The following is a 25,572-nucleotide window of genomic DNA, read 5'->3' on the forward strand; positions in this document are numbered from 1 at the left end:
TATCGCGGGGCTTTTGTCGTTCTGTTGTCGCTGGATGCCTATTCGGCATCGCGGCCCTCTTCGCCCGCAATGTCGAAGCCAAGGTGACGCGCCACGGCGAAGATGTCCTTATCTCCGCGTCCACACATGTTCATCACGATGATATGGTCTTTGGGCAGTTCGGGAGCGATCTTCATCACATGCGCCAAAGCGTGGGACGGCTCCAATGCGGGAATGATCCCTTCGGTGCGGCAGGAGAACTGAAACGCCTCCAGCGCCTCCTTATCGGTGATCGAGACATATTGCGCGCGACCCGTATCGTTGAGCCATGCGTGCTCTGGCCCGATCCCCGGATAGTCGAGACCCGCCGAGATCGAGAACCCTTCGAGAATTTGCCCGTCATCGTCTTGCAACAGGTAGGTGCGGTTGCCATGCAGCACACCTGGACGCCCGCCCGTCAAAGAGGCGCAATGCTCCATCTTGGCGTTCACACCCTTGCCGCCTGCTTCAACACCGATGATGTTGACGCTCTCGTCATCGAGGAAGGGGAAGAACAGCCCCATGGCGTTGGAGCCACCACCGATCGCCGCGATCACCGTATCAGGCAAACGCCCCTCGCCCTCCTGCTCAGGTAGCTGCCAGCGGACTTCCTTGCCAATGATCGACTGGAAGTCACGCACCATCGCGGGATAGGGATGCGGCCCTGCGACCGTGCCGATGCAATAGAAAGTGTCACGCACGTTCGTCACCCAGTCGCGCAGCGCGTCGTTCATCGCATCCTTGAGCGTGCCACGACCGGAGGTCACAGGCACCACTTCAGCGCCCAGAAGGCGCATACGGAAGACGTTCGGCTTCTGCCGCTCGACATCATGCGCGCCCATGTAAACCACGCACTTCAATCCGAACTTGGCACAGACGGTCGCGGTTGCAACGCCGTGCTGACCTGCGCCAGTTTCAGCGATGATCCGCGTCTTGCCCATGCGGCGGGCGAGAATGATCTGGCCAAGCACGTTGTTGATCTTGTGCGCGCCCGTGTGGTTGAGCTCGTCGCGCTTGAGATAGATCTTCGCACCGCCCAACTCCTCGGTCATACGCGAAGCGTAGTAGAGCGGGCTGGGGCGACCGACATAGTGTTGCCACAGGTCATCCATCTCGGCCCAAAAGGTAGGATCATCCTTGGCGTTTTCATATTCCTCTTCGAGCGACAGGATCAGCGGCATCAGCGTCTCGGACACGAACCGCCCACCGTAGTCGCCGAACCGCCCGTTCTCGTCAGGGCCGTTCATGAAGGAGTTGAATAGATCATTCATCGGGATGCTCCAATCTGGGGTTCCTTGGGATGTAGCGCAAGCTGGGGGAGCGGTAAAGCGGGGCCCTTCACCTGTTGGGCAAATATCCCTGCCGGAGGCATTGAATAGTTAACCAAGGGGCGCTCCGCGGGGGATACTTGAAAACAGATGAAAGCCGCGTTGCGTCAGCCTGCTCGCAGGGCCGCCATGAAGGCGCGGATCTTTGCAGGGTCTTTGACACCTGGCGCGCTTTCGACCCCCGAAGAGAGATCGACCTGTTTCGCGCCCGTCATCTGGACCGCCTGCACGACGTTATCGACCGTCAGGCCGCCCGCAAGCATCCACGGCGCGTTCCAGCCACGCTTGGAGATGAGCCGCCAATCGAAGGACAACCCGTTCCCACCAGGCAAGGCACCGTTCTTGGGCGGCTTGGCATCGACAAGCAACTGGTCAGCCACCATGCCGTAAGCATCGAGCGCCTGAACATCGCGCGGCTCGGAGACGCCGACAGCCTTCATCACAGGCAAACCAAAGCGGTCACGCACTTCCGCCACGCGCTCTAGGCTCTCGGACCCGTGGAGTTGCAGCATATCGATGGGCACCTCACCCGTCAGGCGATCAAGCTCCTCGTCGCTCGCGTTCACCACGAGTGCGACCTTGGCCACGCCCACAGGCACATCAAGCGCCAACGCGCGGGCGGTTTCGATGTCCACGTTGCGCGGGGATTTGGGGAAGAATACGAAGCCCACATATTGCGCACCTGCCTCCACGGCAGCCGAAACCGCGTCAGGCGTTCTCAGCCCGCAAATCTTCACTCGGGTATCCATGGGGGATCAGTTCTCGAGCAGCGCGAGAACTTCGTCGCCTTCGGACTTCGCCTTGTCGGTTTTGAGCTTGGACACCTCGCGTGCGAGTCGGTCCTTGGCCAGCTTGTTATCGCGGGCGGCGGCGCGGTGCTTGCTCTCGCGCATCCATTCCCAGAAAAAACCGATCAACAGCCCGCCGACAATCGCGCCAAAGATGACGACGAAAAGCGGTAAGGTCACGGAATATCCGATCCCGACAAGCCCCGCCAATTCGCTTGGCAAAAGATTGAGGGTCACAAAGTCACGGTTGGCCAGCGCCAAGGTGATGAGCACGATGGCGATGGCGGCCAGAAAGGCGTAGCGGATATAGCGCATAGGAAGCGCTCCTCTCACTCTTCGTTCAGACGGTCGCGCAGGAGCTTGCCAGTCTTGAAGAATGGCACATGCTTTTCCTCAACAGGAACGGCTTCGCCCGTGCGCGGGTTCCGTCCCATTCTGGCATCGCGCTTCTTGACGGAAAAGGCGCCAAATCCGCGCAGTTCGACACGGTCCCCACGGGCCATGGCTTCAATGATCTCTTCAAAGATCGTGTTCACGATCCGCTCGACGTCTCGCTGGTAAAGATGCGGGTTTTCGTCAGCGATCTTCTGGATCAGTTCAGACCGGATCATGAAGGCCCCCCAAAGTGGTTTCGTCGGTTAGTATCGGTGCTGCAACAGCGTGATCACCCTGTGGGCGACCCTTAGGGACTATAGGCGCGGATTGCGCGTCGTGAAATAGATTCATTGGCGCCCCACGTATTTTTTTGCCCCTAATACGCTGACAATGGGCGGAAAAATCGGCGGTTTCAACCAACAAGGGAACGAGACTGACGGTTCGAGCTATTGCCGCGCCGCGGCAAACACGCCGCGATTCGACACATATCTGACGGGGCACCACGAGCCGCGCGGCGCGTGTGCCCAAAAAGAAAAGGCCCCACCAATGGCGGGGCCTTCTCCGAATATTCTTGATCGCGCGGAGCGATTAGTCGTCGCCGCCTTTGAGAGCGCCGCCAAGGATATCGCCGAGCGTTGCACCGGAGTCGGAGGAACCGAACTGTTCGACGGCCTCTTTCTCTTCTGCAATCTCGCGTGCCTTGATGGACAGACCCAGACGACGGGTTTTCTGATCCACATTGGTGACGCGCACGTCGACCTTGTCACCGACCTGGAAGCGCTCGGGGCGCTGCTCGGCACGGTCACGGGAAAGGTCGGAGCGGCGGATGAAGGATTTCGCACCTTCGTATTCCACTTCGACACCACCATCTTCGATCGCGGTCACTTCAACGGTGATGATCGAGCCGCGCTTCACGCCTTCAACAGCGCCGGAGAAGCTGTCGTCGAGGGCCTTGATGGAAAGCGAGATGCGCTCTTTCTCAACGTCCACTTCGGTGACAACGGCTTTAACCACATCGCCTTTGGCGTAGTTCTGGATGGCGTCTTCGCCACGCTCTTCCCAAGACAGGTCGGAGAGGTGAACCATACCGTCGATCTCGCCGTCGAGGCCAACGAACAGACCGAATTCGGTGATGTTCTTGACTTCGCCTTCGACCTGCGTGCCCTCGGGGTGGGTTTCGGCAAAGACTTCCCACGGGTTGCGCATGGTCTGCTTGAGACCGAGCGAAACACGACGCTTGGCGCTGTCGATTTCGAGGACCATGACTTCCACTTCTTGCGAGGTGGAGACGATTTTGCCCGGATGGACGTTTTTCTTGGTCCAGGACATCTCGGACACGTGCACGAGACCTTCGACACCAGGCTCCAGCTCGACGAACGCACCGTAGTCGGTGATGTTGGTCACGCGGCCAGTGTGAACGGTTTCGAGCGGATACTTGGCTTCAACAGCATCCCACGGATCGTCCTGCAGCTGTTTCATGCCGAGGGAGATGCGGTGGGTCTCTTTGTTGATCTTGATCACCTGAACCTTGATCGTCTCGCCGATGGAGAGGATCTCGGAGGGGTGGTTCACGCGGCGCCAAGCCATGTCGGTGACGTGCAGCAGGCCGTCGACACCGCCGAGGTCCACGAAGGCTCCGTATTCGGTGATGTTCTTGACCACACCGTCAACAGCCTGACCTTCGGAAAGGTTGCCGATGACTTCCGCACGCTGTTCAGCGCGGGACTCTTCGAGAATCGCACGACGGGAGACAACGATGTTGCCACGGCGACGGTCCATCTTGAGGATCTGGAACGGCTGCTTGAGGCCCATGAGCGGGCCTGCGTCACGCACGGGGCGCACGTCGACTTGGGAGCCAGGCAGGAAGGCCACGGCGCCGCCGAGATCGACGGTGAAGCCACCTTTGACGCGGCCAAAGATTGCGCCTTCGACGCGCTCTTCTGCGGCATAGGCTTTTTCGAGGCGATCCCATGCTTCTTCGCGGCGGGCTTTGTCACGCGAGATGACAGCTTCGCCACGGGCGTTCTCGACACGGTCGAGATACACTTCGACTTCGTCGCCAACGGCAACGGTCGGTGCTTCACCAGGGTTCGCGAATTCTTTGAGGTCAACGCGGCCTTCCATTTTGTAGCCGACGTCGATGATGGCTTGGCCTGCTTCAATAGCGATGACTTTGCCTTTGACAACCGAGCCTTCAGCCGGCGTGTCGATTTCGAAGCTTTCGTTCAAGAGGGCTTCGAAGTCCTCCATAGATACGTTCTGAGCCATGTGGTCTCAATTTCCTTTTCAAACGTTATTCGGGCCGCGCGGTTGTCTCCACGGGTCTTGGTTTCATTTCATCTGTGGCCATCATCTACAGAGTTACGGGCGCGGCGACACAAACAAACAAGAAGGGCCGGAGGTTCACCTCGGGCCCTGCTCACCACGCCAGCGACTCTTAACGGTCGTCAGACAAGCGCGCGTATAGGGGAAAATGCAAAAAGTAGCAAGTCTATGTGCCCTATGCGCCCCTGTTATCGGATAACGGATGCGTTTGAGTGGTTTGCTTTTGTATAACATCGCCCTGTGTGGAAGCGTGTCGGGACAGAAATCATTTTTCAGGAACCACTCCATATGAATATCTCTAAACGCACTTTCCTCACAACGGGCGCCGCCGCTGTTGTTTCCGGCGCCTTCGCTATCCCCGCTCTCGCAGCAGGGAAAGAAGGCTTCACCCCTCTTGCTGGCGCGGCTCTTGGTGCGGCAGGACCACTCGCACTCGGCCTCGGCGCGATCATCGCCGTTGGCGCACTTGAAGGCGGCGGAGGTGGTGGCGGTAAGGTCGAAGTGCGGGACCTATCCGTCACCGCGATAAACAAAGCAAAACCAGAGGACCGCCCTACCGTTCTCGGCAAGGAACTTGAGGCGCGTCTGTCTAAAGAATTCCCCAAAACCGAATTCAACGGCGAGATCGTCAATGCGGTTCGCAAGGCCTATGGTAAAGGGCTGGTCAAAGGCGAAACGATGATCAGGGCCAAGGGCGACAAGCAGGAATGGGCAATCCACGTCAAGATCATCATCAACATTTGATCGACAGTGCCCCGCGCACACCCAGACAAGATAACAAAAGGGCGCGGATTACTCCGCGCCCTTCCCCGTTTCCGTCGACATAAACGAGGAAAATCAGTCGATGAAGGTGAACATCTCGTCGCGCGGCTTGCGCACTTTAGGGAGGTTCACGAGCCAATCGCCTTCAGCGTCGCGGTGGCCGAGTGTCAGAACGATTTGGGACTTCAGGCCCTTCTCGGCCAAACCAAGCGCCTTATCGACCTCGGCGGGGTCAAACCCTTCCATCGGGGTCGCATCGACCTTCTGCTCGGCAGCGGCCAGCATTGCGAAGCCAAGCGCGATATAGGCCTGACGCGCGGCGTGATCGGCGTTGACCTGTGCGGGGCGCGGCAGATAGGCGGCTTTCAGACCTTCGTAATACTGGCTCAACAACTCACTCGGACCGCGCAATTTCTCGTTCAGCTCGCGCACGCTATCAATGCGCTCGGCGGTGTAGTTATCCCACGACGCAAATACGAGAACATGGGAGCAGTCGGCCATGAGCGACTGGTTCATCCCCATCATCGGGATGGATTTGCGTTTCTCGGGGTTGCTGATAACGAAAACTTCAAAAGGTTGGGAGCCAGACGAGGTCGGAGCGAGAGAGATCGCTTCCAGAATTGCGTCCAGTTTTTCAGCTTCTACCGTTTTGGAGGGGTCATATTTCTTAGTGGCGTAGCGCCACTGCATGAGGTCTTTGAGCATCAATTTTTATCCTTACAAACCCGCTTGAGTGCGTGGCGATTTGTCATGATGCGTAGCTAAGGATCGTCCCGTGATTTGACCACCGCACGAAATTGCAGCGCCACTGTGCCTGCATGCACAGACCACAGCGAAAGACGCTCAAGCGTCCAATACGGCCTGAACCTTCTGCACTGCCAAGGCGACAGCTTCTTCAATGCTCAATGCGGTGGTGTCGATCACGATCGCGTCATCGGCCGCGACCAAGGGGGCAGTTGCCCGTGATTCATCACGGCGGTCGCGTTCTGCGAGATCTTTGGCCACTTCCTCTTGCGTGATCTCCACACCTTTTGCGCGCATTTCGAGATAGCGGCGCTCGGCACGCACCTCGTCTGAAGCCGTGATGTAGAGCTTCACTTCCGCATCGGGGCAGATCACCGTCCCGATATCGCGCCCGTCCAAAACGGCCCCGCCATCACGACGCGCAAAAGCGCGCTGGAAATCCACGAGCGCTGCGCGAACATCGTGTTGTGCAGCGACCTGCGAGGCGGCGCGGGCAACCTGCGGAGCGCGCAGAGCATCCTCGTCGACCATATCTTCCGGCACGAGCGACTTTGCCGCCTCCACCGCATCCATGCCCTGCAACGTCTTGGCACCGACAGCGCGGTAGAGAAGTCCCGTGTCCAGATGGGCGTATCCGAAACGCTCGGCGAGCGCCTTGGAGATCGTGCCTTTTCCAGCAGCGGCAGGACCATCGGTGGCGACACAAAAAGGCATTGGCAAAGCTCCAGCATAGGCCGCGCGATGTGTGCGCGGACCGTTTTTGTGGCCCGTGGGCGCAGTCGTGTCAATTGCTTCGCGCGAATGAACGGTCAGTCGCCCTGACTTGAGATTTGCGCACCAAGGCCGCGCATGAGTTTCTCGAATACAGGAAACGAGGTGGCAATCGGCGAACCATCATCAACCGAGATCGGCTCTTGGCTGGCCATGCCACAAACGAGGAACGACATGGCAATGCGGTGATCGATGAAGGTGGCGCAGGTCGCTCCACCCGCAACGCCATCAGGTCCGCATCCATGCACGGTCATGCTGTCTTCGGTCTCGTCCACCGTCACACCGCAAGCCTCAAGCCCCCGCGCCATCGCGTCGATGCGATCGCATTCCTTGACGCGAAGTTCCTTGACCCCCGTCATGACCGTTTTGCCCTCAGCAAAGGCCGCGACCACCGACAGGATCGGATATTCGTCGATCATCGAGGCGGCGCGCTCGGGCGGCACCTCGATGCCTTTAAGCTGCGAATGACGCACGCGCAAATCGGCCACGGGCTCGCCACCCTCTTCGCGCGGGTTCTCGAAGGTGATGTCCGCGCCCATTTCGACGAGCGTGGTATAAAGTCCGTTGCGCGTGGTGTTCTGGCTAACACCTGGCACGAGAATCTCGGAGCCTTCAACGATGAGCGCGGCGCAGACTGGGAAGGCTGCCGAGGAAGGATCGCGCGGCACGGCGACCTCTTGCGGCGTCAACTCGGGCTGCCCAGTGAGCGTGATCTTGTGGCCTTCCGCGACCTCCTCCACCACCACTTCGGCCCCGAAGCCGCGCAGCATCCGTTCGGTGTGATCGCGGGTGGCTTCCTTTTCGACCACCACGGTCTTACCTGGCGCGTTGATGCCGGCCAGAAGCACGGCGGATTTCACCTGCGCCGAGGGCACAGGCGTGGCGTACTCAACGGGCGTCGGGGTGTCTGTGCCGACAAGCGTCAACGGCAAGCGTTCGCCCGAACGACCAACGGCCTGCGCACCAAAGAGCGCCAGAGGATCGGTCACACGCCCCATCGGGCGCTTGTTGAGCGAAGCATCACCCGTGAAGGTTGTGGCAAAGCCATGCGTTGCGACTGCACCCATGATGAGGCGCACGCCCGTGCCCGAGTTACCGCAATCGATGACCTGCTCGGGTTCGCGGAACCCGCCAACGCCAACGCCATGCACAGACCACTCGCCCGCGCCGTGACGCACCACTTCCGCGCCAAGCGCCTGCATCGCACGGCCCGTGTCGAGAACGTCCTGCCCCTCAAGAAGCCCCGTGATTTTCGTCTCACCAACAGCCATCGCGCCAAGAATCAGTGCGCGGTGCGAGATGGATTTGTCGCCCGGCACATTCGCCGTGCCCTTCAGGGGGCCGCATTTTTGCGACGTCATGGGGATCGGGGTGCCGTGTCCTGACATGGGGAAGTGTCCTCGCTTGGGGGAGTGCGTTGTTCCGCCCGTGATAGCGCAACCGCACGTGGCGGTCCATACGGGCGCGATCAGAGGCGGCGGAAGGTCATGTAATGCGCCTTGCGCCCCTCGCGCAGCGCCTTTTTCTCGTAGCGCGTGGAGATCCAGTCTTCCCACGGCTCACGCCAGTCCTGCGGCCCTTCAGCCAACCATTCAAAGCCCGCGGACGGCACCTCTTCCATCGTCTGACGCACATAGTCGGGGATGTCGGTGGCCACGCGGAACTCTGCGCCCTCAGCCAGAACGCGGTGCAGCGGGGCGAGGTGTTCGGGGGTTACAAAGCGACGGCGATGGTGGCGCGCCTTTGGCCACGGGTCGGGATAATTGAGAAAGGCTTTGGCAATCGATCCATCGGGCAACACATCAAATAGGTCACGCGCATCGCCTGCGTGGATCGCCACATTGGTGATCGTCCCGTCGCGGCGAAGATGGCCTAGACATGACGCCACGCCATTGATGTAGGGCTCGCAACCGATAATCGCGACTTCGGGATAGCGCTTGGCCATATGCACCAGATGCTCGCCCGCGCCGAACCCCACTTCGAGCCAGACAGGGCGATCGCCGAAACGCGCCTTGAGATCAAGTTTGGTGCGGTCGGGGTTTTCTTCCCAAGTCACGGGGCCAGGCGAAAGTCGCGGAAGATCTTCGTCGAGATAGACCTCCTGCGCCTTATTGAGGGACTTGCCCTTGATCCGGCCGTAGAAGTTGCGCCACGGAGCGCCCGATTTATGCGTGTCATCTGTCATGGGCGCGTGTTTAGAGCCGCGCCCGCCTTTGCGCAATCACCCTTCGCCCCGCGAAACAGGCGAAATTCACCGCAGCAAAGGAAAACGGGCAGGAATCCCCTGCCCGCTTGCCCATTCTTTCTCGCACCACGATCAAACCGCGTTGGCGAGATCCTCGGCCAGATCTGTGCGCTCCCACGAGAACCCGCCATCCGCGTCTGGTTTGCGCCCGAAGTGGCCATAGGCCGCCGTGCGCTGAAAGATCGGCTTGTTGAGACCAAGATGGGTGCGAATGCCGCGCGGGGTGAGGTCCATCACCTTGGGGATCGCCGCCTCGATCAGCGCGGGGTCGATATCGCCCGTGCCATGCAGGTCGGCATAAATCGACAAAGGCGCAGCCACACCAATGGCATAGCTGAGCTGGATCGTGCATCGGTCAGCAAGACCCGCCGCCACCACGTTTTTCGCCAGATAGCGCGCGGCGTAGGCGGCCGAGCGGTCCACCTTGGTCGGGTCTTTGCCCGAGAACGCCCCACCACCATGCGGCGCGGCGCCGCCATAGGTATCCACGATGATCTTGCGCCCCGTCAGACCCGCATCGCCGTCAGGCCCACCGATCACGAACTTGCCCGTAGGATTAACGTGCCAGATAGTCTCGTCAGTCAGCCAGCCCTCGGGAAGAACCTCGCGAATGTAAGGTTCGACAATGGCGCGCACATCCGCGCTCTCAAGGCTCTCGTCGAGGTGCTGTGTGGAAAGCACAAGCGAATCCACTCCCACCGGCACGCCATTCTCGTAGCGCACGGAAAGCTGCGATTTGGCGTCGGGCCCGAGGGCAGGCTCGGTGCCATCCTTGCGCACTTCGGCAAGCCGACGCAGGATCGCGTGCGAGAAATGGATCGGGGCAGGCATCAGCTCGTCCGTTTCGCGCGTAGCAAAACCAAACATGATCCCTTGGTCGCCAGCACCTTCGTCCTTGTTGTCGGCGGCATCGACACCTTGAGCGATATGCGCGGATTGCTCGTGCAGGAAGTTCTGCACCTTCACCGATTTCCAATGGAACTTGTCTTGCTCGTAACCGATATCGCGGACGCAATCGCGCACGATACCGTCGATCTTACCCATGTATTCGGTCAGTTTGTCCTGATCGGACAGCCCTACTTCACCCCCCACCACGACGAGATCGGTGGTTGCAAAGGTCTCGCAAGCAACACGCGCCTCTGGTTCCTCGGTCAGAAATGCGTCAAGGATCGCGTCTGAAATGCGGTCACAGACTTTATCAGGATGGCCCTCGGAAACGGATTCCGAGGTGAACGTGTATTCTTTGCGTGGCATTGGGGTCTTGCTCCATTGATTGTCGCCCGCCACGTCAGGAAGCCGTTGTGGGGGCCGATAGGGAACATGCGATATATCCCGCGCAGCAAGGCGTCAATCTCCTTTCCCCACGCGCCCACGTATATCCTAGGCGCGCGTGACCACTTTGCGACGGAGGAACTGCGCGAGGCCACCAAGGATCGCGAATGCGGCGATCAAAATCGCGACACCCGTTTCGTGGAAGCGGGAGTAGATCGTGGGCGCGGCGGCTTCGGGAAGTGGTGCGGTGACGGCACCCGCCTGCCCCAAAGGAACAGAGCGTCGGATTTCTCCGCGCGGATCGATCACCGCCGAAATCCCCGTATTGGCCGCACGCACCATGGGCAGCCCCGTCTCAATGGCGCGGAAACGGGCTTGGGCGAGGGACTGCTGCGGCCCCGCGAAACGCCCGAACCATGCGTCATTGGTCAGATGCAGGAGGAAGTCGGGGCGCTCCGTGCCACGCAGGTCGCGAGGGAAAATCGCCTCATAGCAGATCAGCGGCAGCGCACGACCTGCGGCACCGAAGTCGAGAAGCTGCGGTCCTGCGCCCGCCGAGAACCCGTATCCCTCCGAGGCCGTGAACGTGCCGAAACCGAGCGTTGAAAGAACTTGTGGCAAAGGAAGATACTCGCCGAATGGCACGAGGTGATGCTTGTCATAAACCGCATCGAGAGCGCCCCCCTCCCCGATCACCGCAATTGAATTGTAGCCGCGCCGCCCGTCGATCCGTCGCCCGCCGACAACGGCGGTTGCTGGGGCGACACGTTCGGCAATTTCGCGTAACTGCGGCTCCGCGAAATTGAGCATCTGCGCTAGTGCAGTTTCAGGCCAGACAACAAGGTCGGCTTGCGACGCGTCAGAGAGCTGTAATGCGAGATCGTAAAACACCGGGATATAGCGCGGATCCCATTTCTGGTGCTGCGGCGCATTAGGTTGCACCACGCGCACGCGTGTCGTTGTGTCGGCGGTGTGTGCCTGCTCACCGAGCAAATGACCGCCCCCGAAGATAGCGATGAAGACAAGGGCCAGAAGCCCCACCCCGCGCCCGTTGAGATGTTTGCGCATCCCCACTTGCGCAAGAAGCGCGGCCAGAGCAAGGGTGAGACCCGTCAGCCCATAGGGGCCAAGCACGGCGGACCAAAAGGCCACGGAGGTGTCGAGCCAAATGTAAGCAGGCAGCGCCCAAGGGAAGCCCGTAAAAATCCAGCCTCGCGCCAGCTCGATCGCAGTCCACAGCGCGAGCAACCCGAAGGTGCCGAGCTTTACCCCACGGGCCGCGGCAAAGGCCCCCGCCCACAGAAGCGCCAGCCCGCCACACATAAAAGATAGTGCGAAGGGAATCATCCACCCGTGCCGCAACGGCTCCACCAGGAAAGGGTTCACGAGCCAGTTGAGCGCGCCGAGAAAGGTGCCGAAGCCCAAGGCCCAGCCGATCCACGCCGCGTCGCGGACAGATTGCGAACGTTGCCACAGTAAAATTCCAGCGGCCAATCCGAACAGTGCCACAGGCCAAAAGCCTAAAGGCTCCTGCCCCGTTGCCACGAGCAGCCCCGCGCCGATAGCGCTCCATCGGGGACGACGCAGGGCCGCCCTGCGCCAGCGGCGAAACCGTCGCGCAAAAGGCCGAGCGCGCATGGGATCAGTTACCGCTTGCTGGCGGCGCGGTGGTGTTGCCCGCCGCCTGCGGCAGACGCACCCGCACCCGTTTGATGCGGCGTGGGTCGGCATCTATGATTTCGAACTCCGTGCCACTTGGGTGATGAATCATCTCGCCACGAGCGGGCACACGGCCCGACAGAAGGAACACCAAACCGCCCAGCGTGTCGATTTCCTCATCGTCGTCCCCATCGGTGAGCTTCAGCCCGATTGCGGCCTCGAACTCTTCCAGCGGCGCCTTGGATTGCGCAATGAAGACCCCTGGTCCGCTTTGGGTCCAGAACACGTCTTCCTCAATGTCATGCTCGTCCTCGATCTCGCCGATGACTTGCTCGACCAGATCCTCAAGCGTCACCAATCCATCAACGCCGCCGTATTCATCAATCACCAAGGCCATGTGCATACGGTCGCTCTGCATCTTTTGCAGCAACACACCGATGGGCATGGATGGAGGGGCGAAGAGGAGCGGGCGGATCATCTTGCGCAGATTGAAGCGCCCGCCGTTACCGTTGAACCCGTGGCCAAGCGCGAAGTCCTTGAGGTGGACGAGGCCAATGGGCGTGTCCAGCGTGCCTTTGAAAACGGGCAAACGCGTGTTGCCGCTCTCGCGGAAAGTCGCGACCAGATCGTCTTTCTTGATGTCCACGGGGACAGCGACGATCTCGGCCTTGGGGACCATAACATCATCGACCCGCATACGCCGCAGGTTGAGCATCCCCGGACGATCCGCGCCGTTCGGAGCGGGCACGGGATCAGGTGCGGCGGGGGCGCTTGTGTCTGATGATGGGGTAGAAGGGGAAAACACGGATGTCAGGCGGGTCCAAAACCCGCGCCTCGATGTGTCGCTGTCATCGGCACCGCGGTTTGCTTCCGCGGATTTTGTGGGATCGTGCGGCGCGCTCTGCGCTGCCGTAGAAGATCCAGGCTCTTTATCGCCCATCGGCCCTTTCCAAATTTACTGTCCCGCCAATTTCGGGATGACCTCTAATATGGGTCGGGCACATCCAGAGTTTCAAGTATCTCTGTCTCTGTGCCCTCCATTATCTCCGCATCCGTGTCCGAGATGTGATCATATCCCAACAGATGTAACAATCCATGAACGAGCAAATGCGCAACGTGGTGGTCCATCGGCTTGTCCGCCGCCTCCGCCTCCGCCGCGCAGGTGTCATAGGAAATCGCGATATCGCCGAGTTCGATTGTTCCGTCAAAGTCGGGTTCAGGCAGAGGCGGTCGCGCATCGGGTGTGGCGCGCTCCTCGGCTGGCCATGACAGCACATTGGTCGCGCGATCTTTAGCGCGGAAATCGGCGTTGAGCACCTTGATCCGCGCGTCGTTGCAGGCCAAAACCGACCCTTCGCACAACTCGGGATCAAGCCCCAAGTGCCCGAGAGTTGCCGCTTCCGCACGCGTAGCCAGCGCCTCAAGCGCCACGGCGCTCCAACGGTCGTCTTCAATCAGAACGTCGAGTGTCATTTCATCCGCCCACGGCCCATTCGCCCTAGAAAATCCTCGCGTGCTCTACACCGAACAACGCGATTGTCCCAGAGAAATTGCGCCCGTCAACTTTCATCGGCCTCGTAGGCTTCGATGATCGCGGCGACAAGCGGGTGACGCACCACATCGCGGGAGGTGAAATAGTTGAACGCAATGTTAGGCACACCCGCCAGAATCCGCTCCGCGTCACGTAGGCCCGAAGGCACCCCGCGCGGCAGATCGACTTGCGAGCGGTCACCCGTGATGACCATGCGCGACCCTTCGCCCAGACGGGTCAGGAACATCTTCATTTGCATGGTGGTCGCATTCTGCGCCTCGTCGAGCACCACGAAAGCGCGGCTGAGCGTGCGGCCCCGCATAAAGGCCAGCGGCGCGATCTCGATGGTCTTTTCCTCTTTCATCTTCGCCAATTGCTTGGCGGGGAGGAAATCGTTGAGCGCGTCGTAGAGCGGCTGCATATAGGGATCGACCTTCTCATCCTGCGTGCCAGGAAGGAAACCAAGACGCTCGCCCGCTTCTACCGCCGGGCGCGACAGGATGATCTTGTCGACATGGCCGTTGATGAGCATGTTCACGCCAACGGCCACGGCCAGATAGGTCTTACCCGTCCCAGCAGGACCGATGCCAAAGGCCAACTCGTTGTCAAAGAGGCTCTGGACATAGGCTTTCTGCGCGTCCGTGCGCGGCTCGATCAATTTCTTGCGGGTCTTGATTTCAATGTTGCCGCCGTTGAACATCTCGATCTGATCACCCGGAAGACCGCCGCCCGCAGCGTTCTCGCCCATGCGCAACATCCCGTCGATATCGCCCGCCTCGACCTCGCGGCCCGCTTCGAGTTTACCGTAAAGCTCCTGAAGCACCGCCGCTGCCTTGCCACGCGATGGCCCGTTGCCCATCACGGACAGGACATTACCGCGCCGGACAATCTGCACATCGAGCTTGTGTTCGATTTGGGCGAGGTTCCGATCAAACTCACCGCACAGGTCGATAAGCAATCGGTTGTCATTGAATTCCAGCAATGTTTCGTGGACAGCGTCCGTCGATTGCGGGGTGGTCAAAGCGCTCAGGCCCAAATGCATCTCCAATATTGAAGTGGCTATGACCCGATCGTGCCAAGGGATAGCGTCCAAAGCAAGCGAAGACACCATATCTAAGGCATTCTTCACGAAATTGTCGAAAATTGGGGACGTATTCGCAGGGCTTTTTCAGATAACCGCCACAGTTTTGAGCGAAAGAAAAACGACCCCTTTCGCAAGAAAGGAGCCGTTTTCCAATGGTTTGTTACACGGCATGCGAGCCATGCCCGCGTTTAGATCGGGTCAGAGAAGCTCGAACCCGACTTGAATGGGCCAACGGCTGTATTCGGCTCGGCAATGCCCGAACACACGGGTTTGCCGTATTTGTCGACGCGCGCAGAGAGGTAGCCCTCAACACCATCGTCAATGATCCAGTGGTCACAGCCCTGCGGGTCGATCCAGATCCCAGCCTGCAGTTGGCTGAGGTGCTTACTGTCGAAACCACGGTCCACAGTCTTGTCCACCTTGTCGCCCATCATGGCTTCGGACAGGGTGCTCTCACAGGCGGCCAGCGACCCGACAGCGGCGAGAAGGGCGATTGCTTTGGTTGCTTTCATCGTCTCTCTCCTCACTTGATACAGATGATTTCAACACGACGGTTTTCCGCCATGCCTGCGGCGGTTCTGTTGGATGCTTTCGGCATCCGCTCGCCATAGCCCCGCACGTCTGAAATCCGAGCGCCAGTGCTGGCGGCAATCTTGGCCACCGCGTTTGCGCGGTTGTAGCTCAGACGCATGTTGTATTCGTCGGAGGCGCGGCTGTCGGTGTGACCGATGATGATATAGGCCGTGGCACCCGCGCTCCTGAAGAACTTCGTAAGACGTTCGCGACCCGCTGGCGAAATGCGGTGGCTGTCCGTGGCGAAGAGTTGATCGGAATTCATCACCGCGCAGGATTTCACGGGGTGACAGGTCGGCATGCCCTGACGGTCCACCTTGAGGTCCATATAGCCCTCAACGCCATCATCCATCACCCAATGCTCGCACCCGTCGGGGTCGATCCAGATTGTCGGTGCGTAGCGCTCACCGTTGACGGTGCCCGAAATTACTTGTGCCGAAGCTGCGGTCGCGGAGAGCGCAAGTCCTGCGATTGCGGCCAGCGCAAGCGCGTTGCGGCCTTTGTTCAGAAACTGGTTCAACACGACGTCATGTCCCCCACTCTATCGTTTCACCCAATGACGCGACCAGCACTGCTTTGCGCGTCACCATTGCCTGTCGCATGGTGCGGCGCAAAAGCAGCAGCTCCCCGACCACGCCACTCATTGCAATATTGTAGGGAAGGATAGCAAACTTCGTGGGTTTGTGAAGGCGGATTTACTACATATTGTATCTCAATGATCAACTGATGACGTATTTTAGCGTCATTGTTGCTTCACGGACAGCATTGACCCCACGATGCGCCTCACTCGCGCGCGCCGCTGCCACAATTCGCATCGAGTCCCGCCGCGCCTTGTGTCAGTCGATCACTTCGCCCGCCAGCGAGTTCGGCCCGCTTTCCACGATGCGAACCCGTTTGATTTCGCCCACGGCGACAGGTGCGGTGACGTGGACGGCGTGCAGATATTCCGACTTGCCGACCATTTGGCCTTCCATGCGCCCCTTGCGCTCGAACAGGACGGAGACCTCGCGGCCGACCATCGCATCCTGAAACGCCCGTTGCTGCTCGGTGATGAGGGCCTGCAGGCGATGGAGCCGCTCGGTGGCCACATCCGCATCAACCATCTTGTCGCCCTTCTCGGCCGCGGGCGTTCCTGGGCGCGGGGAGTATTTGAACGAGAAGGCGGAGGCGTATTTGACCTCGCGCACCAGCGCCATCGTGTCCTCGAAATCCTGATCGGTCTCGCCGGGGAAGCCCGTGATAAAGTCGCCCGAAAGCGCAATGTCGGGGCGCGCGGCACGGATGCGTTCAATCAGACGGATATACTCCTCGGCAGTGTGCTTGCGGTTCATTGCCTTGAGGATGCGGTCGGACCCTGATTGCACGGGGAGGTGCAGGTAGGGCATCAGCTTGGAGCAGGTGCCATGCGCGTCAATCAGCGCCTCGTCCATGTCATTGGGGTGCGAGGTTGTGAAGCGGATGCGCTCTAGGCCATCCACCGTAGCCAACTCCTCGATTAGTTGCGCCAGCCCCCATGTGCCGCCGCCCTGCGCATCGGGACCGTCACCATGATAGGCGTTAACGTTCTGCCCCAAGAGCGTGATCTCGCGCACGCCGCGCTCCACCAGATCGCGAGCCTCGGACATAATACGCGACACGGGCCGCGAAACCTCGGCACCGCGCGTATAGGGCACCACGCAGAAGGCGCAGAACTTGTCGCAGCCTTCCTGCACGGTAAGGAATGCCGCAGGGGCGCGTTTGGCTTTGGGGCGCGCTTTCAGGTGCTCGAACTTGTCCTCTTCGGGGAAGTCGGTGTCGAGCGCCTTCTCGCCGCCTCCTGCCTTGGCCTCCAGCTCGGGCAGACGGTGATAGCTCTGCGGGCCGACCACGAGGTCCACCATCGGCTGACGACGGATGATCTCCTCACCCTCCGCCTGTGCCACGCAGCCCGCCACGCCGATTTTCAGATCGGGGTTGGCAACCTTGAGATCCTTGTAACGGCCAAGCTCGGAATAGACCTTTTCAGCCGCCTTCTCGCGGATGTGGCAGGTGTTGAGCAGGATCATGTCGGCTTCTTCGGGGCTCGACACTTCCGTATAGCCCGACCCGCCAAGCGCCTCGGCCATGCGTTCGCTGTCGTAGACGTTCATCTGGCACCCGTAGGTTTTGATGAAAAGTTTCTTGAGGTCCGCTTTGCTCTCGGCCATGGCCCTGTCCGTGCATGTTTGGGAAGTCAACGCGCCTCCTACACCAAGCCCGCAAACGGGGCAAACGGCTTTTGCATGTGCCCGACGACACACTCCGATGGGACATCGCTTGCAATCCCCGTCCCTTCATGGCTTTTTTACCGAGATCGCGGAGGGTTAGCCGCACGGGTAACAATCGCCAAGGGACGCACGGATGCGCTACGAAAGCCTCGACATTTTTCTGAAAGACGGGGCGGACCTTATCGCCAAGGGGCCGATCGCGCTGATCTTTGCCGAGGATGAGGTGGAGGTGGCTTCGACGCTGCGTCACCACCTCGGCCTCGGGTTCAAACAGGTCATCCTCTTCGCCCCCGACGAGATCACCGTGCCCCAAGGGGTCGAGGCGCAGGTCTTGCGCGTTCGCCACAACACCCGCGCGGTCAATATGCTCTCCACCACGGTCAACCGCATCATTGCCGCCACGCATGGCCAATGGATCTACTACTGCTACAACGCCGAATACCTGTTCTACCCGTTCTGCGAGACCCGCAATATCGTCGATCTGCTGACATTCCACAGCGAGGAACGCCGCAACGCGATGCTGACCTATGTTGTGGACCTCTACGCAGGCGATCTGAACGCTTACCCCAATGCCGTCTCGCTCGAAGATGCGCACCTTGACCGTTCGGGCTACTATGCCCTCGGGCGCGCGGGAACGGACGGGCCGAAAGAGCGACAGCTCGATTTCTTCGGAGGACTACGCTGGCGCTTCGAGGAGCATGTGCCCAAGGATCGTCGCCGCATCGACCGCATCGCCCTGTTTCGCGCCAAAAGCGGATTGAAACTGTCGGAGAACCACCTGTTCAACGACGAGGAATACAACACTTTTGCCTGCCCGTGGCACAACAACCTCACCGCCGCGATTGGATCGTTCCGCATGGCCAAGGCGCTCAAGGCGAACGCAGGCTCGACTTTTGATATCCACGAGTTCACATGGCACAATTCGGTGGAGTTCGAGTGGCAAAGCCAGCAGCTTCTTGATCTCGGTCTGATGGAGCCAGGTCAGTGGTTTTAGGCTGATTTCGAGCTTTAAAGGGGCGAAAACGGCGATCCGTGCGCGTTTCAGGGCTTGCCACCGTTTACATCCGCGATTGAGTCCCTATCTTGGGGCCATCGACGAGAACCCGCCAAAGGGGCGGCCTCACAATTCACCGTAAATCGAAAGTTTCTCTCATGACCGAAGTAAAATCGGGCGACACCGTTCGTATCCATTACACTGGCACGCTCGCAAATGGCACTGTCTTTGACAGTTCCGAAGGCCGTGACCCGCTCGAATTCACTGTCGGCTCCGGCCAGATCATTCCGGGCATGGACAAGCATCTCCCCGGCATGACCGTGGGCGAGAAAAAGACCATCGTGGCCGTGGCCGCTGAAGCCTATGGCGAGCGCCACGCCGACGCCCAGCAGGCCGTCCCGCGCGAGCAGATCCCCGCGGAGATCCCGCTTGAAGTTGGCCTCCAGCTTCAGATGCAATCGCCCGAAGGTCAGGTCATCCCTGTGACCGTGGTCGAAATCACCGAGACCGAAGTGACGCTTGACGCCAACCACCGTCTTGCAGGCGAGGATCTGACCTTCGCCATCGAGCTTGTGGAAGTCGTCGCCCAAGGGTGAGGTCGTCCGACAGCACATATCAGCATCGAAGAGGGCGTCGCATTTGCGGCGCCCTTTTTCATTGGGTCGCACCACGGAGCGGATGCGGCGTTTGACACGAGGGCGCAATGGCGCGAGAAAGCGGACATGAGCGCACGAGACTTCACTTCCGACTGCGGCAACTGCGCCGCGCTATGCTGTCTGGCTCTCGCCTTCGACAAGGGGGAGCATTTCGCCCATGACAAGGCGGCGGGAGAGCCGTGCAAACATCTCGACCACCACGATTGCAGCATCCACACCAATCTTGCCGAGCGCGGTTACAAGGGCTGTGCCGCCTACGAATGCGCGGGCGCGGGCCAGCGGGTGACGGCAATGTTCGGCCAGTCATGGCGCGAGGTTCCCAAACAGGTGGCACCGATGATGGCAGCGTTTCGCACCATGCGCGATGTGCAAGAGTTGCGACAGATCCTTGAAGCCGCAGCGACCTTTCCCCTGCCCGAGAAAACAGCCGAAGAACGTGAGGCTTGGCTGGCAGCACTAGATAGCGAATGGACGCCGCAGAGCCTTGCGCGTTTTGAGGCCAACGCAACTGCCCGCGCGATCCGTGACTGGCTGCGAGGACTTGCCGACTACGTGCCACGCACGCAAAACTCCTGAGACACGCCCTTAAGTAGGACGGATCAGACCTTCGCGGAGTTCCTCTGATTTTCTGTGGTACGCACAGTCTGCCATGTGGTCATTGACCATCCCCATGGCTTGCATGAAGGCATAACAGGTCGTCGGTCCGACGAATTTCCACCCGCGTTTCTTGAGGTCTTTGGACAGGCGTTTGGAGGTTTCGGTGACGGCGACAAAAATCGCCCCGCCCTTTTCGGCGGCCTGCTGCTCGGCGCTCGGTTCAAAAGACCAGAAATAGGCGGCGAGTGATCCGAATTCGGCCCGAACTTCCAAGGCGCGAGCAGCGTTGTTAATCGCCGCTTCGATCTTTCCACGGTGGCGCACGATGCCCGTGTCTAGCACGAGGCGCTCCACATCATCGGCCCCGAAACCCGCGACCTTGGCAGGATCGAACCCCGCAAAAGCCGCGCGGAAATTCTCGCGCTTTTGCAGGATCGTCCACCACGACAGACCCGACTGGAACCCCTCAAGACAGATTTTCTCGAAAAGGCGGATATCGTCGGTGACGGGGTAGCCCCACTCCTCGTCATGGTAACGGATATATTCAGGATCGGAGGCGCACCATTTGCAGCGCACCACACCATCGTCGCCCACAAAAGTCGTCATGCAACCACCTCGAAAACATGGTTGGACTTAGAGCCAGCTTCGCGGAAAATGCGCACCTAGTTGGATTTCGGACGCAGGCGGATCACCACATCGACCGAGGCGATCTCCATTCCCTCGGGCGGCTCGGGAAGGCGGGCGATCTCCATCTCTTCGGCAGGGGCATCGGTCAGCGACCCTGAAGTCTCCCAGAAGAAATGCGGGTGCTCGGCCATGTTGGTGTCAAAGTAGGAGCGCGTCCCGTCGACGGTGACTTCCTGCATCAGCCCCGCATCGCAAAAGGCGCGCAGGGTGTTGTAGACCGTGGCCAGCGAAACCTTCTCTCCCGCCTCGGAAGCAGCGGCAAAGAGGCTCTCGGCGGTGACATGGCGGTCATGCCCGTCACCCACCAGAAGCCGCGCAAGCGCCACGCGTTGACGGGTCGGACGCACCCCTGCACCCGACAGCCAGTCTTCGCTGCGGCATATTTCGATTTCGCGGCGTTCGGTCATTGCGATGACACCTGTTCACTTTCGGCATGGCGCGCGTCCCGGGGCGGCCAGCCCCTCGAAGTCGCGCGTTTGCGTGCAATATAAGGGATTGCGGCACTGATTTTCAAACGGAATTGAGAAATAGCACAAGTCGCGCCGCCAACACCACGCGCCACGCACAGGCCTCCTTGCGCCCTTGCGCGCATGTCGGACGGGGTGTTAGAGGGAAACCAAGCGTCAAGAATGATCGAAAAGGCAGGGCACATGGCCGATTTTCCCACAAGTTTCTCCAAGGAAGACCTCCTCAAATGCGCGCGCGGCGAATTGTTCGGGGAGGGCAATGCCCAACTCCCCGCCCCGCCCATGCTCATGATGGACCGCATCACCGAGATTTCGGCCGATGGAGGCGCACACGGCAAAGGCCACGTACTGGCCGAATTCGACATCACGCCCGACCTGTGGTTCTTCGAATGCCACTTCCCCGGAAACCCGATCATGCCCGGCTGCCTCGGCCTTGACGGCCTGTGGCAGCTCACCGGCTTCAATCTCGGCTGGCGCGGTTGGCAAGGGCGTGGTTACGCGCTCGGCGTGGGCGAAGTGAAACTCAAGTCCATGGTGCGCCCCGACAGCAAGCTGCTGACCTACGAGATCGACTTCACCAAAGCCGTCCAAACCCGCCGCCTGACCATGGGCGTGGCCGACGGGATCGTGAAAATCGACGGCGAACTGGCCTATGAGGTCAAGGACATGAAAGTGGCGCTTAGCGAGAGCTAAGTGCTCTGCGTTAGCAGTTTGTGAGACAGGGAAAGTGTGAAGCGGCGGGGTGAAAGTCTTGCCGTTTTTTTGGGGGGGATGAATACCGCCTTGGCGGGATGCTAAAACCCCAAACCCAAACTGTCTAGAATGAACAGCGCCACACCTGATTAATACAAGAACATTTCATCGTCTCTAAGTTGCAACGTCATGCCAAAGAACGCATAGTGCGGCAGACTTGAAGCGTTGAACGAGTGTGGATGTTGGGGTGCGTAGGTGAAGTTCATAATCTTTATAGTAATCTTTGGCGTCGTGGGGGCCGTCGTCATGTACCTTCCAGCGCTCCTTTTTTCTCTAACGCTCTTCATCCTAAGGTCATTGAGCAAACCCAGACTAGTCAATTATGCGGACAAACTAGAAGCCTATTTTAACATTCATGGCGTCAAATATGAGCCCGCCAATAGATTATCATTTCGAACATCTGGAAATATGTTTGTACAAACCGTGCTGGGTGTAGCCGCTATTTTTTGGAAATTTGTGGCCCTTACCGCTGGCGTTGGGGTGGCTGGGTGGTTCATTGATTAAGATCAAAAAGTCGAAACCTCTAGACTCTGCGATTCGTCCCCTCATACACATCCCTCCCCCCTTGCACGCCCCTCCCCCGCTACCTTACAACCAAAGGCAAGCAATTAAGGGAGCACGTTTATGCGTCGCGTCGTCGTCACCGGTCTCGGTGTAGTTTCATCCATCGGCAAAAATGCCGACGAGGTTCTCGCCTCACTCAAGGCAGGCAAGTCCGGCATCACCGCGAACGAGGCCATGATCGAACATGGATTTCGCAGCCAAATCGCGGGTGCCGTGGATATCGACATCAAGGAGCACGTGGATAAACGCGCGCTTCGTTTCATGGGGCCAGGTGCGGCCTATGCCCATATCGCCATGGGGCAGGCCATCGCCGATGCGGGTCTTGAGGAAAGCGATGTGGTCAACGAGCGCACGGGGCTTATTGCAGGCTCGGGTGGTCCCTCCACCTCCGCCATGTTCTCCGCGCACCAGACGGTTCTGAAATCGGGCAGCCCCAAACGGATCGGGCCCTTCGCCGTGCCCAAGTGCATGGGCTCCACGATCTCCGCCAACCTCTCGACCGCTTACCAGATCAAGGGGATCAACTACTCGATCACTTCTGCCTGCTCCACCTCGCTGCATTGCATCGGTTCGGCCTCTGAACAGATCATGATGGGCAAGCAGGACATCATGTTCGCGGGCGGAGGCGAGGAACTCGACTGGACACTCTCGTGCCTCTTTGACGCCATGGGCGCGATGTCGTCCAAATTCAACGACACGCCGACCAAGGCCTCCCGCGCATTCGACGCCAACCGTGACGGTTTCGTCATCGGCGGCGGCGGCGCGATCCTTGTGCTGGAAGAGCTGGAACACGCCAAGGCGCGCGGCGCGAAAATCTACGCGGAAGTCACGGGCTTCGGGGCGACCTCGGATGGTGCCGACATGGTGGCCCCCTCAGGCGAGGGCGGCGAGCGCGCGATGCGTCTGGCCCTGTCTACCCTGCCCGAGGATCGCAAGGTGAGCTACATCAACGCCCACGGCACCTCGACCCCCGTTGGCGATGTCGGTGAAGTGGAGGCTGTGCGTCGCCTCTTCGGTGAGGGCAATGTACCGCCGATCTCCTCGACCAAGTCGATCACGGGCCACACGCAAGGTGCGGCGGGTGCATTGGAGGCGGTGTTCTGTCTGCTCGCGCTAAAGCACGATTTCATCATCCCCTCCGTGAACGTCGAAACTCTCGACCCCGCCATCAACGAAGGCGAGATCGCCACGGCGCTGGTCGAGAACGCAGGGCTGGATAGCGTGATGACAAACAGCTTCGGCTTCGGCGGCACCAACGGTTCGATGATCATGTCGAAACTGCACGACTGATCCGAAAGACATAACGACATAAAGGGCTGCCCGAACGGGCGGCCCTTTTTCATGCAAACCCCATACACGCCTCAAAAACTTGACCCGACGGCACAAACAGGCCAAACACTCCGCAACGAAAATGAGGGCTAACATGGCTGATCTTCTTAAAGGCAAACGCGGGCTCGTTATGGGTGTCGCAAACGAACGCTCAATCGCGTGGGGCATTGCAAAGGCCTGCGCCGAGGAAGGCGCGGAACTGGCGTTTACTTATCAAGGCGAGGCTTTTGGCCAGCGCCTGCAACCGCTGGCCGAAAGCGTCGGATCGGACACGATGGTCGATGTCGATGTGACCAATCCCGAGCAGATGGACGCGGCCTTCGGTTCGCTCAAGGAGAAGTGGGGCACGCTCGATTTCGTCGTCCACGCCATCGCATACTCGGACAAGAACGAGTTGACGGGCCGTTTCCGTGACACCTCCGTGGAGAACTTCAAGAACTCGCTGCAAATCTCCTGCCACTCCTTCATCGACGTGGCCAAACGTGCCGCCGAACTGATGCCCGATGGCGGGTCGCTGATCACGCTGACCTATGGCGGCTCTAACCGCGTGACACCAAACTACAACATCATGGGCGTGGCGAAGGCCGCGCTTGAGGCCTCCGTGCGCTATCTCGCCAATGACCTCGGCCCAGAAGGCATCCGCGTCAATGCGATCTCCCCCGGCCCGATGAAAACGCTCGCAGGCGCGGCAATCGGTGGCGCGCGCAAGACCTACCGCCACACCTCGGAAAACGCCCCGCTGCGCTCCAACGCAACGCTTGAGGCCGTGGGCGCGACAGCCGTTTACCTCAACTCCGATGGTGGTGCCTATACAACGGGCGAGATCATCCGTGTCGATGGCGGGTTCCACATTCTCGGAATGCCGCAGGAAGCCAACCTTTAAGAGGTCAACCTTCGACAGACGGAAGAACGCAAAACGCCCCGCCAATTGGTGGGGCTTTTTCTATTGCTCGAAGGGGGCGCTCAAAAGGCTGGCGAACGCCTAGTGCGAACACCCGTCACAGCCCTCGCAGGCCCGCGCGCGCTCTTTCATGGATTTGAAACTCTCGTCCCAGCTTTCCCCGTCGCCATAGTCCAGAAAGTTCTGATAGTGGTCATGACGGTCGGGAAGATGGCGAGCGTGTTTGATCGGGCACCAGTAATATTCCGTGCGCCCCGCCACCTCGCGCACATAGGCCAGAACACCGTTGCAATAGCCGCAATAGACGCAGTTCAGCTTTTGCATGAAGTTCAGATAGGTGAGCTTGTGACGGTCCACCGCGATATAGTCGCTGCGCTTCACCTTCGGCAGCTTGTAGGCGGGAAAGCAGATGGCCTGATAGATCGTGACCCAGAGATCTATGAGGACAAAAGGCACGATCAGGCTGTAGATCACGGGCGCGGTGACGATCTCCCACGGGCGAGCACGGCGCAAGAACACCGACCAGCGCACACGGAATGCACGGCCGCGTCGCCGTGCCTCATCCTCGAAAACGACCCGACCATTGCGGACCTGATATTTGAAACGTTCGCGCGCCGCGCGGGCGTCAACTTCCAGTTGGGTCTGTAATTCGCGCCAATTCTCGCGCAGCTTTTCGACAGTCTGGTTCATGGGTGCGCCGATCCTTCTGTTTTGCGGAGCAATAACAATGGGTTTCGAGGGTTCAGTATCACGCAACCGAAGGCCACACGCCAGCCCAACCGTATCCGCCCTAACCGAGATAGAATTGGCCGCGCTGGAACGGTAACGTCCACGCTCAAGAAACACACTGTTTTCGGCACCTTAGCACAGTATGGACACCTCTGGCCGCCACATTGTCGCCAC

At 59.8% G+C, this 25,572-nt stretch carries 27 protein-coding genes and 1 riboswitch; of the genes, 7 read left to right on the plus strand and 20 right to left on the minus strand.

Annotated elements, in window-relative coordinates; genetic code table 11:
- Positions 1-38: 38 nt before the first annotated feature.
- From trpB to rpsA, 5 genes are all read right to left on the minus strand, one after another.
- Positions 39-1,289: a tryptophan synthase subunit beta gene (gene trpB, locus ACN0SC_RS15365; RefSeq protein ID WP_417250571.1), complete on the minus strand. Its 1,251-nt coding sequence runs from the start codon at positions 1,287-1,289 to the stop codon at positions 39-41.
- Between the two features lie 164 nt (positions 1,290-1,453).
- Entirely contained in the window at positions 1,454-2,095 is a 642-nt protein-coding gene (locus tag ACN0SC_RS15370; RefSeq protein ID WP_417250572.1) for a phosphoribosylanthranilate isomerase, read from the minus strand.
- 6 nt (positions 2,096-2,101) lie between these two features.
- Positions 2,102-2,449 carry a DUF1049 domain-containing protein gene (locus tag ACN0SC_RS15375; RefSeq protein ID WP_417250573.1) on the minus strand — a complete coding sequence of 116 codons (348 nt, stop codon included), beginning with the start codon at positions 2,447-2,449 and terminating at the stop codon, positions 2,102-2,104.
- 14 nt (positions 2,450-2,463) lie between these two features.
- On the minus strand, positions 2,464-2,745 hold the full coding sequence (ihfB, locus tag ACN0SC_RS15380; protein WP_090061870.1) for an integration host factor subunit beta: 282 nt from the start codon (positions 2,743-2,745) through the stop codon (positions 2,464-2,466).
- 352 nt (positions 2,746-3,097) lie between these two features.
- A complete protein-coding gene (rpsA, locus tag ACN0SC_RS15385; protein ID WP_417250574.1) occupies positions 3,098-4,777 on the minus strand; it encodes a 30S ribosomal protein S1 in 1,680 nt (559 codons plus the stop codon).
- Between the two features lie 345 nt (positions 4,778-5,122).
- Between rpsA and ACN0SC_RS15390 the strand changes: the two genes are divergently transcribed.
- The gene (locus ACN0SC_RS15390) at positions 5,123-5,578 is read left to right on the plus strand and encodes a hypothetical protein (RefSeq protein WP_417250575.1); all 456 of its coding nucleotides are present in this window, start codon (positions 5,123-5,125) and stop codon (positions 5,576-5,578) included.
- Positions 5,579-5,671: 93 nt separating this feature from the next.
- On the opposite strand, the gene ACN0SC_RS15395 is transcribed toward ACN0SC_RS15390, so the two are convergent.
- The 12 genes from ACN0SC_RS15395 to miaB all read right to left on the minus strand — a co-directional run bounded on the left by ACN0SC_RS15395 (position 5,672) and on the right by miaB (position 17,661).
- Positions 5,672-6,301, minus strand: a complete 630-nt coding sequence (locus ACN0SC_RS15395) for a nitroreductase family protein (protein ID WP_417250576.1) — start codon at positions 6,299-6,301, stop codon at positions 5,672-5,674.
- 138 nt (positions 6,302-6,439) lie between these two features.
- The gene (locus ACN0SC_RS15400) at positions 6,440-7,054 is read right to left on the minus strand and encodes a (d)CMP kinase (RefSeq protein WP_417250577.1); all 615 of its coding nucleotides are present in this window, start codon (positions 7,052-7,054) and stop codon (positions 6,440-6,442) included.
- A gap of 95 nt (positions 7,055-7,149) precedes the next feature.
- Complete coding sequence (aroA, locus tag ACN0SC_RS15405) at positions 7,150-8,499, minus strand: 3-phosphoshikimate 1-carboxyvinyltransferase (protein ID WP_417250578.1); 1,350 nt, start codon at positions 8,497-8,499, stop codon at positions 7,150-7,152.
- An 80-nt stretch (positions 8,500-8,579) separates the two neighbouring features.
- Complete coding sequence (trmB, locus tag ACN0SC_RS15410) at positions 8,580-9,296, minus strand: tRNA (guanine(46)-N(7))-methyltransferase TrmB (RefSeq protein ID WP_417250579.1); 717 nt, start codon at positions 9,294-9,296, stop codon at positions 8,580-8,582.
- 132 nt (positions 9,297-9,428) lie between these two features.
- Positions 9,429-10,610 (minus strand): methionine adenosyltransferase, encoded by a 1,182-nt coding sequence (gene metK, locus ACN0SC_RS15415; protein WP_417250580.1) that lies wholly within the window; start codon positions 10,608-10,610, stop codon positions 9,429-9,431.
- Between the two features lie 8 nt (positions 10,611-10,618).
- Positions 10,619-10,667, minus strand: a riboswitch (SAM-SAH riboswitch).
- Between the two features lie 69 nt (positions 10,668-10,736).
- Positions 10,737-12,359: an apolipoprotein N-acyltransferase gene (gene lnt, locus ACN0SC_RS15420; RefSeq protein WP_417250581.1), complete on the minus strand. Its 1,623-nt coding sequence runs from the start codon at positions 12,357-12,359 to the stop codon at positions 10,737-10,739.
- On the minus strand, positions 12,271-13,227 hold the full coding sequence (locus ACN0SC_RS15425) for a transporter associated domain-containing protein (protein ID WP_417250582.1): 957 nt from the start codon (positions 13,225-13,227) through the stop codon (positions 12,271-12,273). Before ACN0SC_RS15425 ends, lnt begins: the two co-directional genes overlap by 89 nt.
- Positions 13,228-13,271: 44 nt before the next feature.
- Entirely contained in the window at positions 13,272-13,760 is a 489-nt protein-coding gene (ybeY, locus tag ACN0SC_RS15430; RefSeq protein ID WP_417250583.1) for an rRNA maturation RNase YbeY, read from the minus strand.
- 86 nt (positions 13,761-13,846) lie between these two features.
- Positions 13,847-14,860 (minus strand): PhoH family protein, encoded by a 1,014-nt coding sequence (locus ACN0SC_RS15435; protein WP_417250584.1) that lies wholly within the window; start codon positions 14,858-14,860, stop codon positions 13,847-13,849.
- Between the two features lie 230 nt (positions 14,861-15,090).
- On the minus strand, positions 15,091-15,414 hold the full coding sequence (locus tag ACN0SC_RS15440; protein ID WP_417250585.1) for a hypothetical protein: 324 nt from the start codon (positions 15,412-15,414) through the stop codon (positions 15,091-15,093).
- A gap of 11 nt (positions 15,415-15,425) precedes the next feature.
- Complete coding sequence (locus tag ACN0SC_RS15445; protein WP_417250586.1) at positions 15,426-15,998, minus strand: OmpA family protein; 573 nt, start codon at positions 15,996-15,998, stop codon at positions 15,426-15,428.
- Positions 15,999-16,311: 313 nt separating this feature from the next.
- Entirely contained in the window at positions 16,312-17,661 is a 1,350-nt protein-coding gene (gene miaB, locus ACN0SC_RS15450) for a tRNA (N6-isopentenyl adenosine(37)-C2)-methylthiotransferase MiaB (protein ID WP_417250587.1), read from the minus strand.
- 193 nt (positions 17,662-17,854) lie between these two features.
- On the opposite strand from miaB, the gene ACN0SC_RS15455 reads away from it, so the two are divergent.
- The 3 genes from ACN0SC_RS15455 to ACN0SC_RS15465 all read left to right on the plus strand — a co-directional run bounded on the left by ACN0SC_RS15455 (position 17,855) and on the right by ACN0SC_RS15465 (position 19,947).
- On the plus strand, positions 17,855-18,715 hold the full coding sequence (locus tag ACN0SC_RS15455; protein WP_417250588.1) for a glycosyltransferase family 2 protein: 861 nt from the start codon (positions 17,855-17,857) through the stop codon (positions 18,713-18,715).
- A 158-nt stretch (positions 18,716-18,873) separates the two neighbouring features.
- Entirely contained in the window at positions 18,874-19,311 is a 438-nt protein-coding gene (locus ACN0SC_RS15460) for an FKBP-type peptidyl-prolyl cis-trans isomerase (RefSeq protein WP_417250589.1), read from the plus strand.
- Positions 19,312-19,437: 126 nt separating this feature from the next.
- Positions 19,438-19,947: a hypothetical protein gene (locus tag ACN0SC_RS15465; RefSeq protein WP_417250590.1), complete on the plus strand. Its 510-nt coding sequence runs from the start codon at positions 19,438-19,440 to the stop codon at positions 19,945-19,947.
- 9 nt (positions 19,948-19,956) lie between these two features.
- Here the strand turns inward: ACN0SC_RS15465 and ACN0SC_RS15470 are convergent, their stop codons facing one another.
- Both ACN0SC_RS15470 and irrA read right to left on the minus strand, forming a co-directional pair.
- Positions 19,957-20,574 (minus strand): DNA-3-methyladenine glycosylase I, encoded by a 618-nt coding sequence (locus tag ACN0SC_RS15470; RefSeq protein ID WP_417250591.1) that lies wholly within the window; start codon positions 20,572-20,574, stop codon positions 19,957-19,959.
- A 56-nt stretch (positions 20,575-20,630) separates the two neighbouring features.
- Complete coding sequence (irrA, locus tag ACN0SC_RS15475) at positions 20,631-21,062, minus strand: iron response transcriptional regulator IrrA (protein ID WP_417250592.1); 432 nt, start codon at positions 21,060-21,062, stop codon at positions 20,631-20,633.
- 243 nt (positions 21,063-21,305) lie between these two features.
- Between irrA and fabA the strand changes: the two genes are divergently transcribed.
- The 3 genes from fabA to ACN0SC_RS15490 all read left to right on the plus strand — a co-directional run bounded on the left by fabA (position 21,306) and on the right by ACN0SC_RS15490 (position 24,651).
- Positions 21,306-21,815 (plus strand): bifunctional 3-hydroxydecanoyl-ACP dehydratase/trans-2-decenoyl-ACP isomerase, encoded by a 510-nt coding sequence (gene fabA / locus ACN0SC_RS15480; RefSeq protein ID WP_417250593.1) that lies wholly within the window; start codon positions 21,306-21,308, stop codon positions 21,813-21,815.
- 684 nt (positions 21,816-22,499) lie between these two features.
- Entirely contained in the window at positions 22,500-23,729 is a 1,230-nt protein-coding gene (locus ACN0SC_RS15485) for a beta-ketoacyl-ACP synthase II (RefSeq protein WP_417250594.1), read from the plus strand.
- Between the two features lie 133 nt (positions 23,730-23,862).
- Positions 23,863-24,651: an enoyl-ACP reductase FabI gene (locus ACN0SC_RS15490; protein ID WP_417250595.1), complete on the plus strand. Its 789-nt coding sequence runs from the start codon at positions 23,863-23,865 to the stop codon at positions 24,649-24,651.
- Positions 24,652-24,750: 99 nt separating this feature from the next.
- Here ACN0SC_RS15490 and ACN0SC_RS15495 read toward each other — a convergent pair whose 3' ends face one another.
- Entirely contained in the window at positions 24,751-25,359 is a 609-nt protein-coding gene (locus ACN0SC_RS15495; RefSeq protein ID WP_417250596.1) for a hypothetical protein, read from the minus strand.
- Positions 25,360-25,572 lie beyond the last annotated feature (213 nt).

The sequence above is a fragment of the Celeribacter sp. genome (assembly GCF_048261515.1).
Taxonomy (GTDB): Bacteria; Pseudomonadota; Alphaproteobacteria; order Rhodobacterales; family Rhodobacteraceae; genus Celeribacter.